Below are 12,822 nucleotides of genomic sequence, written 5' to 3'. Positions count from 1 at the left end.
GTCATCATTCGGCTTGATGATGATGGGATTAGTGCCCCTGTAGGCCAGTGCACCTAATATTCATGGCTTAATAAGCCCAGATAACAGCAAACAAAATACCCCATCCCAGAGCACTGGCAGCCATAATTGTGTAAGTGGCTGAGATAGTAGCAACATCAACTTCTTGCTGCGTACAGAGTGCTTGTAAACCGTGATAAATCAAGCTGCAAGAGATGCCCAGCCCGCTGAGTATAATCACGACATTAAAAAATAAGTTGGGTACCAGGAGTGCCAACGACGAGGCAAATAAAGGCAATGGAGCAAACCCGGCAAGCAAATAGGCATCTTGATAGCTGATAGATAGCTCTTCAGTTCCATTGACTACAGCGTAGATTACCCACCCGATCACAAAAAAACTCACTATCTCTGCAAGGAAAATAATGGAGGTGATAAAACGCCACTCTCGGCCAGCAAAACCAGTCATAAATGTATCGCCGTAATGGCTGCCCGCATAATAGAGCAGTATTGGCGGCAAGAGCGACATAGGTAAAACTACCCGCCACGCTAGTAAAGGAATGGAGGGGCAGGAAGTCTGTAACTCTTTCCAGCCTTCACGATGGTTGAAGGGTAATTTGAGAAAAGTGAGTGCTCGCACTTCAGGACTCCCTTGGAGGTGTAATTTCAATGATTAGGTGCTCTAAATTAGCGAGTTAGCCATAGTTGAGTATGTGGTAAACAGCGTTGGGAAAACGACTAAAAAATTAAGTGTGCTGTGTGGCATTTCGGTTAGTTGCTGAACAATAGAGGCACTGTCCGAATCCAATCGACGCGAACAGTACCGTGCTACAGATGATGCTAACGTTTAGTGCTTGGCACTCTGTAGAGCCTGTTCTTCGATGTCTCTATCAACAGAAGAGACGTAGTACTCGTCATCGAAAGCGCCTTCTGGCTCCTTGAGCCACACCAAGCAGATAACCCAACTGATGAAAGCGCCGGTGGCGATGATGTAGAAGAACTGCGATGGAGTGACAAACGTAAAGATGGTTAGGTAAACCACCGCGCCAACATTGCCGTAAGCGCCGGCCATTCCGGATATCTGCCCAGTGATGCGGCGCTTGATGGAGGGAATGATACCGAAGGTTGCTCCCTCAGCCCCTTGCACGAAAATCGAGGTGCCGATGGTCACCGCAATGGCCAGAATCAGTGGCCAACTTGAATTGAGCAAAGCCATCAGTAAGAACCCAACGCTAATGCCAAACATGTAGCACAGCATTACAAAACGCCGGTTGCCCATGCGGTCGGAAACCATGCCGCCCATGGGGCGCGCCACCAGATTGACGAACGCGAATGACGCAGCAATCAGGCCAGCGGTAGCGGCATTCAGGCCCCAAGTCTCCTCAAAGAACATGGGCAGCATCGATACCACTGCGAGTTCAGCGCCAAAGTTGGCAAAATAGGTGCTGTTAAGCGCCGCCACACTGTTGAACGAGTACTTATCATCCTCCGGTACACCCTTACGCAGGATCGGTAGGTTGACTCGCAGTATCTGGACAATTTGATAGATGACGATAGCGATAATGGCTAGGTAAGCGATGGTCGCACCGGTAACAGATAAGTAGCCCATATACTGAATACGCCAGACCAGAATGGCGAGTACGCCAACCAGTGGGATCGTCCAGATGATTAGCTTGATCATATCGCCCCAGGAACTCACTTCCATGGCAGCGGATTTGCGTGGCTTACGGTGAGCCTGAGCATCCGGGCCATCGGTAATCGCGAACCAGTAGTAAATACCGTAAGCGGCCATAACAATAGCACTCTGGGCGATTGCCCAGCGCCAGCCATCGGCGCCGCCGTACAAGCTTAGAGCGATGGTCGGCAGCGACATGGCCGCGACGGCGGAGCCGAAGTTACCCCAGCCAGCGTAGAAGCCTTCGGCGAAGCCGATGTCCTTGGGCTTGAACCACAGCGCCGTCATGTGGATACCGACCACGAAGCTGGCGCCAATCGAGCTCAGTACCAGGCGTGCCACTAGTAGCTGCGTCATGCTGTTACCGAAAGCAAACGCCAGCGCCGGTAGCGACATAGTGACCATGAGCACCGAGAACACCCGTCGCGGGCCGAATCGATCCAGTGCCATACCAACGATGATACGCGCGGGAATCGTTAAGGCGACGTTGCAGATGGCGAACAGCTTGAGATCATCCGTGGTTAGCCAGTCGACGCTCTTGAGCATGCTCGACGCGAGCGGCGCCATGTTGAACCACACGTAAAAGGTAATAAAGAAGGCAATCCAGGTCAGGTGCAAGGCCCGAATTTCGGGGCTGCGAAACTTGAATACAGCGGAAACTTTCATGGTCGTATCGTCCTGTGTCCCAAATGTGGTCTATGCCAAAGGGAGGGAAAGGCTACTCAAGGGCTGGGTAGGATCAATAAGGGACACTCGGCGCGCCGGGCCAGGAACGAGCTGACGCTGCCAAAAGTCATGTAGTCGAGTTCATCAACAAAATAAGTCAAAGACTTGGCGATGATGCCGCCGTCCGGCTGATGGCTATGGCGGGCAATCACCAGTAGGTCTGGCGAGAGTTTGCGAGTGGCCTGAAGCAGCATCTTGCGTGCGTCACCCTCGGCAAGAAGCTGCTCGGCTTGGAAGCCCTCGCCGATAGCGAACGCCATACCCTCCTGAAGGTGCTGTTTAACCTCATCGTGCTCCTGCTGAAAAAGCACCTCGTTGTTATCGGTAGCGTCGAGTGGGTTTTCCACCACGCCGACCAGTATCAGCAGAGGTTGGTTACAGCGGAACATATTGACGACCTGAGCAAGAGCCAGCTTGGCGTTTCGCGAACCGTCATAGGCGATCATGATTTTCATGGTGTCCTCCCGCAGTGGGGTAGGGGATCAAGACCCGGAGCTTGGCTCCGGGCGTAAAGAAGCAAGCCCTATTTAGGGGTTCTAAACGTAGCTCAGGGGTTCTTTACGTAGGCACTTTTGCGTAGATAGAACCACCAGTTGATGACCAGGCAGATGGTGTAGAAGACCGCAAAGCCATACATGGCAAGTTCTGGTGTGCCGGCCTGGATTTGCTCGCCCATTACCCGCGGGGCGATGAAGGCGCCATAGGCAGCGACGGCAGAGGTCCAGCCAAGAACCGGGCCTTTCTGCTGCTGGTCGAAAATAACCCCGATGCTGCGGAAGGTAGAGCCGTTGCCGATACCACTGGCAGCGAATAACACGATGAATAGCAGCAGGAATAGCCAAAAGAATTGATTAGGATCAGTGGCGTTATAGGCCTGCATCATTACGTAGCCAGTGGCGACAGAGGCGACCACCATGATCGCAGAGATTATTTGGGTAACGATGGAGCCGCCCACTTTGTCGGAGATCCATCCGCCCAGCGGACGGATCAGAGCGCCCACGAAGGGGCCTATCCAGGCCCAGGTTAAAGCGCTGGGCGCCTCTGGGTTGGCCACGCGAATCAGCGTGCCATCGGCAGTGGCTTCCATCATGTTGCCGAAGATGACGTTGATAGAGAGCGGCAGGGCTGCAGAGAAGCCAATAAAGGAGCCGAAGGTCAGGATATAGAGAATGGTCATTGACCAAGTGTGCTTATTGGAAAATATCGCGAATTGCTTCTGGATATTGGGCTTGATATCGCCAGGAATCAGGCGCAACAACACCAGGGTTAGAACAATGGTTAGCGGCAAGGCAATCCACATATTAAGCCAGCCTAGAGCCAACATGCCGATAACCGCGGTCACCATGCCGACGCCGTAGAGGCCTAATATTTTGCTGAAAGCCGCCAGCGGCGAACCAGGGTTGGGCGTAATAGTGCGGAGATTATTCATGCCAAACCAACCGGCGAACGCTAATGGGATCAGAAATACAAGCCAGATAAAGCCAGCATTCTGGATCCAGGTATCAGTCCCTGCTTCGATCCGGCCGATCAACGTACCGCTAGCGCTTTGCAATTCCATTGGCGAACCGGCTATAGCGCCGAAAATTCCGACGGTCATTACCAGTGGGATGACAATCTGCATGGTAGTGACGCCGAAATTACCGAGGCCTGCATTCATGCCCAGGGCGTAACCTTGCTGTTTGCTGGGATAAAAAGTGGAAATGTTGCTCATTGAACAAGCGAAGTTACCGCCACCGATACCGGACAGTAGCGCCAACGCCTGGAATACCCAAAACGGCGTGCCTGGGTTCATCAAGGCGATACCAGTGCCAGCAGCGGGGATCATCAATAGCGCGGTGGTCAGGAAGATAGTGTTACGCCCGCCAGCGATGCGGATCATGAACGATGCTGGGATGCGCAGTGTGGCACCTGCTAGACCGGCAAGCGCCGTCAGTGAAAATAGCTGGTTAACCGTGAACGAAAAACCCAGGTTCTGCATTTGGGTGGTAATCATTCCCCACATCATCCAGACAGCGAATCCCATCAGCAGGCTGGGGATGGATATCCATAGATTGCGGTTGGCAATGTGCTTGCCTTCCTGTTCCCAGAATTGGGCGTCTTCGACATCCCACTTCTCAATGTCGGCATTTCTCTTGCTCATGGCGATTTCCCCTTGGCATCGAACCTTTCTGCATCTAGCAGTTAGAAAGCAACATACGCTGGAGGAAGACATTGGGAAATAGGTGAAAATGACATTAAAAACAGCGACATACCTCTTGAGAGGTAGTCGCTGAAAAGCCTCGATTCGTTGATTTTAAAGAGAAAAAATCGACAGGGGGTAAAGGCGGGTCAGGGCAGAAGTACTCTGTGAGTCTTTGGAGGTAACCACACAGAATCGACTAGTGATCGATACCTTCTTGGACTGCCCAGACGGCGGCTTCGACACGGGAGCGTAAGTTGAGCTTTTTGAGCAGATGCTTGACGTGAACCTTGACCGTGCCTTCGGTAATATCCAGCTTGCGCGCGATGAGCTTGTTGGAGAGTCCGCTAGCAAGCTGTTGTAGAATTTCGCGTTCACGCTGCGTCAGACTATGAATATCCGGAGTGGTGGGGGCATTGCGCTGATTACGCAGCGCTTCAGCGAGTAGGGCGGTTAGACTTTCGCTGATGACCATGCGTCCCAAAGCAGCTTGACGCAGCTGGCGCACCATGTCTTCAGGCTCCATATCCTTTAGCAGATAACCGTCGGCACCGTTGCGCAGCGCCGCGACCACATCATCCTCATGGTCGGAAACAGTGAACATCACCACACGGCCGCTATAGTTGGCTTCCCGTAGGCGGCGCAAGGCTTCTAAGCCATTAACGCCCGGCATGTTTAAATCCAGTAAAACCAAGTCAGGCTCCAGTTTGAGAGCCAGTGCAATGCCCTCTTCAGGGTCGCCCGTCTCGCCAACCAGTTCAAGATCGTCCTCTAGTTCAAGCAACTGGGCGACGCCACGCCTCAGTAGCGGGTGGTCATCAATAATCATTAGAGTGGCGGGTGTATCGTTGGCAGTGGTCAGCGTCATTAAGAAGCCCCTGTACCTAAGTGAGAGTCTGAGGCAGCCGTAACAGGCTGCTGCTGAATTAAGCGTGCAGTCAACGGGGTGAAGGCTATCTCAATGCTGGCTCCCCCAGCGGGGCGATTGGTGATACTCAGCTCCCCGTTCAGGGTAGTGGTTCGGTCGCGAATGATCACCAAACCGTAGTGCATAGGCGGCGAGCTATCGTCTTCCAGGCCGATACCATCATCCTCAATACGCACTAACAGGCGAGCATCGGCGAAATGCACAGTGACCCCAGCCCAGTGGGCTTGGGCGTGCTTGTGGGTATTAGCCAGCGCCTCGCGAATGATCTGCAGCACGTGAATTTCTTCATTGGGATTAAGTAGGTAAGGCGGCACATCGTAGTCAAGCTCAACCGTTATCTCCATGCGCTGGCTAAACTCTTCGATGGTTTGGCGTAAGGCAAATTGCAGCCCTGGCCCCTCTAGTTTGAGCCGGAAGGTAGTAAGCAGTTCACGCAGTTGACGATAGGCGCTGTTTAAACCGGTACGCAGCTCGTCGAATACCGCAGACTGCATCTCTCGAGAGGCTTCTTTTTGCTGCATACGTTCGAGTCGCGCCACCTGCATCTTTAGATAAGAGAGCGATTGGGCTAGCGAGTCGTGAAGTTCGCGGGCAATGATGGTTCGCTCGTTGATCAGCGTGACGTGCTGCTGCTCCTCGATACGCCGCTGCAGGTACACCGCCGTGGCCAACTGGTCGGCTAACATGGTGAGCAACCGACGGGTGCTATCGTTGAGCCGCTCCTGGTGATACCACACTTCCAGGGTGCCAAGCAGCGTGTCGCCGACGCTGATAGGTAGCAGTAAACATTGGGACTGGTTATTGGACACCATCTCCAAGGGGCGGGGATCAATCAGGCAGGCGTGGCACTCCTGGTCACGGCAATACTCTGGCCGGGTACGTGAGTGGGTTTCCAAAACCGGCATTTCCCGTTGGTCGAAAGGATCGTTGAGGGAAAGCCGAATCGGCCCGATATCCAGCAGGTTTTCCAGTTCGCGCAGCATAGGTGCTGCGCTAGAGCAAAGGTCGTTACCGCCGCCATACAGTGAACGGCTGGCATCATGCATTACTCGCAGCGCCTGATTGCTGCGCTCAAGCTCCTGTTTCTTGCGCGATACCTTGTCTTCCAATGCGGCGTAGCTGGTTGCCAGCTCGGCAGACATCTTATTAAAGGTGTGGCCCAGCAAAGCCAGCTCATCACTGCCGCGTAGCTCTGAGCGTGGCTTGAAATTACGTTGCGCCGCCTCGCGGGCAAGCACCATCAACTGGCGCAGCGGCACTACCAGGTTATGGCGAACATCGTAAAGGGCTATCGAAACCACGATAGCGATCAGCACCAGAAAAAGCAGTTGCATCATCCCCAGTAGCCGCACCTTAGCCTCGGTGCTCTGCTCCAGATAGGTCACTAGCACTTCAATGTCACTGACCATCTCAACGATCATCATTTCTAGCGTAGCGAGGTCTAGCGCCGTGGCAGTGGCCGGAGCCTCTAGTGCCGGGCGAAGCGAGTGCTGCCAGTAGTTCTGAAGTTTTTCCAGTTGACGGCGGCGCTCATGACGATCATCAATGGGGATCGTTTGTTGTAGCGTTGTGCCATACAAGCGTTGATCGAAGCTCGAAATCAGTCCTTCGAGCTGTTCTGCGCTTGTCTCCTCTGGAGCATACTCCAGGCGTTGCAAGGCTCCCATAATCTGATAGGCATTCATGCGTAATGAGCCAGCGACATTAATGGCAGCCGCATCGCCACGGCTGCTGTTAGACATTGTCATGGTCAGGGTGATACTGATGAGTGCCATCCCGCTAATGGCAAGCAGGGACGCAATGATGCGAGCAACCAGGGAGCGCTGAAGTAATTTCATGGCATTTCCGATAGCGCGAAAGAGGTAAGCGAGTGTGGCACTGTCTGCATTTCGATACGAGGGCTATTCCTTTGGGGTTATCCAGCCTACCTCCGATGCCTTTTTGACCTATGCCCAGTATTTACCGACAATTCTGGCATGTCTTCCGATGTCTTTATACCCTCGCTGGGAAACGCCATGCCATCATCTGTGCCGCCTCCCACGTTGGAGACATCAATAAAGTCAGTGAATGGTTATCAGTCGCTGGTAGCCATGCTGCTAATGCCGCTAGCAAGCGCTTTAGCGGTGGCTAGCTGGACACTTTATGCCCTGCTTGCAAAGCAGCCTGTCTATGTGTTGGTACCGTTTATGAGTGGTGTGCTGTTGGCGTGGCCGGCCTGGTATATCGCCAAACGGGGCGACACCTGCCGCTTGATGCAATGGTTATTACTGGGGCTAGCGTTGGCGCTGGGCGGATTTGGGATGGCTAGCCAGCCGTGGGAGTTTTTGTTGGTGGGGGCTGGGCTTGGACTGGGAGGGGCGGTGATTACCACCGGCATCGCCCACGCCAAAGGCTGGATGCCTGGCCGTGGGGTGTGTCTTTGTATCGCCCTTTGTGTGGCTTTAGCGGCAGGGGTCGGGCTTTCCCAGCGAATAGCACCGCTGGTAGTTCAAGCCTATGGTTGGCGCGCGGCGCCACTTAGCCTACTGATCCCTCTGTTTATGGTAATGCTGCTGCTGTGGCTTTTCGTAGCATCACCCGAGTAATGCCGCCTATGAGTCTCACCTGTTCATTCTTACCTACTCTCTCTCCTTCTGATTCTAAACTACTAGCGATAAGGCTCACTTTATGACCACAGTTGTTATGACCACCGGTTTTATGACTATAGCGACGTTTGCCGATTTACTGCAGGAAGCACGTAAACAACCTAATCCCCAGCGCCTGCTGTTTGTGTTCGTTCGCGCAGAACTGCCCGATTTCCCCGATGCTGAACAGCGCCGTCGCTTCGAGCAGGGTGAAGGGGGTGTATTGGTGCCGGTAGTATGCGTAGATAAGTCGACGCAGGAACTGAGCAGTATGGCGGCGTTGGTCGAGGAGTCACGCCGTACCGAGATCGAATGGGGTTTAGTCTTCACTGCTGCCATGGACGACCCAAAAGATGATGCCGAGGTTGAACGCCAGCTTCAGCGTATGATGGAGTCGCTGCAAATGGGTAATATCACCGCCTATCTTGCCTTCGATCATCACGGCAATGCGGTTAACGTCGGCTAGGGACGGTTACCATGGAGCACTATTTCCTCATCAAGCACCTGCACATGACGGCCGCTGCGCTGAGCATCACGCTCTTCGTAGTGCGTGCCTGGTGGTCGGTGCAGGAAAGTCCGCGACTCAACGCCCGTTGGGTCAAGATATTGCCTCATCTTATTGATACGGCTCTGTTGGGACTGGGGGTGACTTTGATGGTATTGCTTTCCGTATGGCCCTGGCAGCTTCCTTGGCTTGGCGCCAAGTTACTGGCGCTGCTGGCCTATATCGGTATTGGCACCATTGCGATTAAACGTGGGGCGACGCCAGCGGTGCGAGCCCTAGCCGCGGTAGCGGCAGTGGCTATCTTTGCCTATATGGTGGGGGCCGCTATTCATCACAGCCCGCTTTCCTGGTTGGCCTGAAGCGCGGTCACTTTGGCTACTTACTGCTTTCTTTAGTGAGCGCTATAACTCCTCTAGGCATAGGTCGGACCGATTATTTCAGCATTCTTAAGTACTGGCGAAGTACTTCGGCATTGTTGTGGCGCTCCTCCTTGGAGGCGAACACGAGAGTGACTCTCGCTTTCCTGGCACGTTGTGCAAGGTCCCGAAGAGTCTCGCGATAGGACGTTAATTCTTTGAGATAGCGTCGGCGGAAGTCATTCCAATCGAGTGAGTCAGTATGAAACGCTTTGCGAAGCTCGCTGCTCGGTGCAATTTCCTTACGCCACTCATTAATTTTAGCATCCTCCTTGGACACCCCGCGGGGCCAGATACCATCGACGAGAACACGATAACCATCCTTGTTGTGTGGTGAGTCGTAGGCACGCTTTAATTCGATTTCCATAGCCACCTCCGTATTACTTTGGCCTCTGTTTAAGCCTAGTAAAGTTGAGCAGGGGTTCATAGGACCCCCTGCCTTTAATAGGTAGCCAAGAACTAGGTGGCCCTTACCGGCCATTATTAAGCTGCGTCGAGTGGGCGGGAGGGGCCAAAGTGCTCAAAGTGTCGACGATCTTCGTCAACCCCCAGTTCGGACAAAGCGCTGTTAATCGCTGTCATAAACCCTTGAGGGCCGACGAAATAGCAGCGCGCCTTAAGATCAGGCAGGTAGTGAGCTAATAAGCTGCGGTCGATACGACCAATATGTTCGGCTTCGTTGCCACGCTCATGAATGCGGACAGCCTTAAGGCGTTGAGGATACTCGCTTTTCAGCGTCTCTAATTCACCTTTAAAGGCCTGATGTTCGGCATCCAGGGCAGCGTGTAGATAGATAACTTGCCGCCCAAGGGACAGGGCATGGCGTGCCATGGGGAGCAGGGGCGTTTGCCCAACGCCGCCGCTGGCAAGCAGCAGAGGCTCGTCACCTTCAATCAGCGTGAGGTCACCTGCTGGTGGTAATAGTTCCAAGGTGTCGCCGGGTTGTAAGACATCGTGGAAGTGGCGGCTGACTTGGCCCTGTTCTTCGCGTTTGATCGAGATTCGATAGCTTTGACCATTCGGCGTGTCTGAGAGGCTGTAATGCCGATAAGCCAGCTCGCCATTAATGGTTAGACGTACACCGATATACTGCCCCGGCTCATGGTCAGCCACACGATCACCATCCTCGGGCTCAAGGATAAAAGAGCGAATTAAAGCACTTTCCTGCTGGGTACTGGCAATCTTGAAACGGCGTGTGCCACGCCATCCGCCAGGGCGCTGTTCAAACTCACGATAGCGCTGATCTTCCAGGTCAATTAACAGGGCGGCAAGCTCGTTATATAGAGCGCCCCATGCGTCGGCGATTTCCGGGGTGACAGCTTCACCCAGCACTTCGCCAATGGCCGCCAGTAGGCATTCACCGACAATAGGGTACTGCTCGGGAAGAATGCCTAGCGAGACGTGTTTACTGACCACGACATCCAAAGTAGCACGCGCCTGAGCTGGATTACTGCGTAGTTGCACATAGGCCAACACGGCGTTGGCGAGAGCACGAGGCTGGCCGCCGCTTTGCTGATGAACTTCATTAAAGAGGGGTTTGACCTCTGGATAACGGGTAAACATCAGCGGATAGAAGCGTTGGGTAATCGCATTTAGGTGTTCGGCCACGATGGGAGCTGTCGCGTTGATCAGCTTTTCCTGCTCATGTGTTAGCACTATTACTACCTCGGTATATTAAGATGTATTCAAAATGCATCTTAACGATACGGGTCTACAAAAGCTAGCCATAAGATGTATTTTTGATGCATGTCATGGTCTTTGTTGATGTCTAGGCGCACACTCATATTTCCAAGTAAATTAGTCGGGATTACGCCATGCCAACGATCACCTCATCCCAGCCTGTTTCTAAGCTTAAGCATTTACCCTTAATGCGCTTGGCTTTTAGGCCTTTCTTTCTGCTGGCCGCGCTGTTTAGTGTGGCGTCCCTCTTGGTGTGGTTGGCCTTCTGGCACGGCACTATTTTGCTGCGACCTTATGGCGGTCTGGTTTACTGGCATCAGCATGAAATGTTGTTTGGCTTTGCCGCGGCGGTGGTAGCGGGATTTTTACTAACCGCTGTGCGTAACTGGACAGGATTGCCGAGTTTAAACGGCGGGCCGCTGCTGGGTCTGGTGGTGCTATGGCTATTAGGTCGGGGGCTGATGGCTTTCCCCATGGGGCTGCCGGAGTGGCTGCTGCTGGCGGTTGACCTAGCGTTTCTGCCAATTGTCGCTATTGTTATGGCGCGTCTAGTTATCACCGCAAAGCGTTGGCGCAACTTGATCTTTGTACCTGTGCTGTTGCTGTTTGCCACGGCTAACCTGGCGATGCACTTAGGGGTGGTGCAAGGTGACGCCGAGCTGATCCGCCAAGCCGCCTACTTAGCCGTACTGTTAATCACACTGATGATGACCGTAGTGGGCGGACGCGTGATTGCCATGTTCACTGCCAATCGTTTGGGCCGCACCAAACCTGAACCTATTGCTTTGCTCGAAGGAGTGACGCTGTTGAGTACGGCTGGCGTAGTCGTGCTGCAGCTGGTCATCATGTTGGGGGTTGCCATTCCTACTTTATTAATTGGGGGAGTGATGCTCTTAGCAGCGTTGGCCAACACTGTTCGCATGGCGCGTTGGGGTGGGTTGCATAGCTGGCGTGAACCTTTACTTTGGGGGCTCCATGGTAGTTACGCCTGCATTCCGCTAGGGCTTGTCATGTGGGTCTTGGCACTCATGGGGCTGATGCGCGTTGAACTTGCCGTGCACGCTCTGACCATTGGTGGCATGGGCACCATGATGCTGGCCATGATGGCCAGGGTTTCGCTAGGTCATACGGGCCGCCCCATACGCACATTGCCTGGTATTGGTGTGGCGCTGGGCTTAATGCTAATAGCCGCCTTGGTGCGCTCACCCGTCTTGGCGTTATTTCCTCAGATTACCCACTGGACCTATACGCTGAGCATCATCTTCTGGTGCTTAGCCTACGCAATATTTCTCGCGCACTACACTTGGCCGCTGATGCAGGCGCGAGTCGACGGTCAGGATGGCTAGGGAGTGCTATGCGCTGACGGTAGGAATGCGCATAAGTTGCGCCAGTTGAGATTGTTGACTGCCCAGCAGGTCGGCCAATGTGTAGTGGTCGAGTACACTTAGAAATGCTGACAGTGCATCATTAAGAATCGGTTGAAGGCGACATGCCGGCGTAATGATGCAAGCGTTGTCGCTATGAAAGCACTCCACTAACGCCATGTCATGCTCCATCTCGCGTACTAGCTCGCCTAACCCAATGGTGGCGGGGTCCCGTGTCAGCAGTAAGCCGCCATTCTTGCCACGAATGGCGGTAACGTAGTTCTTTTGACTTAGCTCTTGAACGATTTTCATCAAATGATTGCGTGAGATATTAAAGGTCTCGGCAATCTCGTGAATGGTAGAGCGCTCCTCTCCCTTGGTAGCAAGAAAGATTAATACGCGTATCGAATAATCAGTGAATCGGGTGAGGTGCATGGAGTGCGTTTTGCTCCGAGAGTAATCCGGCTATAAAAAGCATGTTGTATGAATGTTCAGTGAGTTGCAATGTAAACGTAGTTGAAGGCCTGCGAGCATATTCCGCTCCGCTACAACAAGCATTCAAGCACGGTGTAATTTCAACAGCGCCAACCGTCTATTCCTTTACGTTGGCCGCTCTATCACCTTGGGGGTAGATAGGGTGTATATGGAGGTAATCACGCAGTAATTCCCTTGTCGATCACGCAGAATCCACTCCATGGAGCCCGCCTGGCGGGTACGCAAATTTCCGAGGA

Annotated in this window: 13 protein-coding genes; 4 read left to right on the top strand and 9 right to left on the bottom strand. The window is 53.4% G+C overall.

Annotation, left to right across the window (positions count from 1 at the left end; translation table 11 throughout):
• Nucleotides 1-67 precede the first annotated feature (67 nt).
• The 6 genes from K7H08_RS01560 to K7H08_RS01535 all read right to left on the bottom strand — a co-directional run bounded on the left by K7H08_RS01560 (nucleotide 68) and on the right by K7H08_RS01535 (nucleotide 7,340).
• Nucleotides 68-634, bottom strand: a complete 567-nt coding sequence (locus tag K7H08_RS01560; protein ID WP_231657031.1) for a YIP1 family protein — start codon at nucleotides 632-634, stop codon at nucleotides 68-70.
• 207 nt (nucleotides 635-841) lie between these two features.
• Nucleotides 842-2,335 carry an MFS transporter gene (locus K7H08_RS01555; protein ID WP_095603056.1) on the bottom strand — a complete coding sequence of 498 codons (1,494 nt, stop codon included), beginning with the start codon at nucleotides 2,333-2,335 and terminating at the stop codon, nucleotides 842-844.
• A 56-nt stretch (nucleotides 2,336-2,391) separates the two neighbouring features.
• Nucleotides 2,392-2,850, bottom strand: a complete 459-nt coding sequence (locus K7H08_RS01550) for a universal stress protein (protein ID WP_231657030.1) — start codon at nucleotides 2,848-2,850, stop codon at nucleotides 2,392-2,394.
• Nucleotides 2,851-2,942: 92 nt separating this feature from the next.
• Nucleotides 2,943-4,535: an antiporter gene (locus K7H08_RS01545; RefSeq protein WP_231657029.1), complete on the bottom strand. Its 1,593-nt coding sequence runs from the start codon at nucleotides 4,533-4,535 to the stop codon at nucleotides 2,943-2,945.
• A 238-nt stretch (nucleotides 4,536-4,773) separates the two neighbouring features.
• Complete coding sequence (narL, locus tag K7H08_RS01540) at nucleotides 4,774-5,442, bottom strand: two-component system response regulator NarL (protein ID WP_089674621.1); 669 nt, start codon at nucleotides 5,440-5,442, stop codon at nucleotides 4,774-4,776.
• On the bottom strand, nucleotides 5,442-7,340 hold the full coding sequence (locus K7H08_RS01535) for a type IV pili methyl-accepting chemotaxis transducer N-terminal domain-containing protein (RefSeq protein WP_231657028.1): 1,899 nt from the start codon (nucleotides 7,338-7,340) through the stop codon (nucleotides 5,442-5,444). Before K7H08_RS01535 ends, narL begins: the two co-directional genes overlap by 1 nt.
• Nucleotides 7,341-7,517: 177 nt before the next feature.
• On the opposite strand from K7H08_RS01535, the gene K7H08_RS01530 reads away from it, so the two are divergent.
• The 3 genes from K7H08_RS01530 (at nucleotide 7,518) to K7H08_RS01520 (ending at nucleotide 8,990) form a co-directional block, all read left to right on the top strand.
• Nucleotides 7,518-8,087, top strand: coding sequence for a hypothetical protein (locus tag K7H08_RS01530; protein WP_231657027.1), 570 nt, complete (start codon nucleotides 7,518-7,520; stop codon nucleotides 8,085-8,087).
• A gap of 82 nt (nucleotides 8,088-8,169) precedes the next feature.
• Nucleotides 8,170-8,592, top strand: a complete 423-nt coding sequence (locus K7H08_RS01525) for a ribonucleotide reductase subunit alpha (protein WP_231657026.1) — start codon at nucleotides 8,170-8,172, stop codon at nucleotides 8,590-8,592.
• Nucleotides 8,593-8,603: 11 nt separating this feature from the next.
• Nucleotides 8,604-8,990 (top strand): SirB2 family protein, encoded by a 387-nt coding sequence (locus tag K7H08_RS01520; protein ID WP_231657025.1) that lies wholly within the window; start codon nucleotides 8,604-8,606, stop codon nucleotides 8,988-8,990.
• 73 nt (nucleotides 8,991-9,063) lie between these two features.
• On the opposite strand, the gene K7H08_RS01515 is transcribed toward K7H08_RS01520, so the two are convergent.
• Nucleotides 9,064-9,414, bottom strand: coding sequence for a DUF488 domain-containing protein (locus tag K7H08_RS01515; RefSeq protein ID WP_231657024.1), 351 nt, complete (start codon nucleotides 9,412-9,414; stop codon nucleotides 9,064-9,066).
• Nucleotides 9,415-9,530: 116 nt separating this feature from the next.
• On the bottom strand, nucleotides 9,531-10,703 hold the full coding sequence (gene hmpA, locus K7H08_RS01510) for an NO-inducible flavohemoprotein (protein WP_231657023.1): 1,173 nt from the start codon (nucleotides 10,701-10,703) through the stop codon (nucleotides 9,531-9,533).
• A 158-nt stretch (nucleotides 10,704-10,861) separates the two neighbouring features.
• On the opposite strand from hmpA, the gene K7H08_RS01505 reads away from it, so the two are divergent.
• Entirely contained in the window at nucleotides 10,862-12,073 is a 1,212-nt protein-coding gene (locus K7H08_RS01505; RefSeq protein WP_231657022.1) for an NnrS family protein, read from the top strand.
• Between the two features lie 6 nt (nucleotides 12,074-12,079).
• On the opposite strand, the gene K7H08_RS01500 is transcribed toward K7H08_RS01505, so the two are convergent.
• Nucleotides 12,080-12,526: an Rrf2 family transcriptional regulator gene (locus tag K7H08_RS01500; RefSeq protein ID WP_089038516.1), complete on the bottom strand. Its 447-nt coding sequence runs from the start codon at nucleotides 12,524-12,526 to the stop codon at nucleotides 12,080-12,082.
• Between the last annotated feature and the right edge of the window lie 296 nt (nucleotides 12,527-12,822).

This window comes from Halomonas sp. IOP_6, assembly GCF_021151565.1.
GTDB lineage: Bacteria > Pseudomonadota > Gammaproteobacteria > Pseudomonadales > Halomonadaceae > Vreelandella > Vreelandella alkaliphila.
Note: the sequence above shows the minus strand (reverse complement) of the source record. Positions and strands in the feature narration are given on the sequence as shown.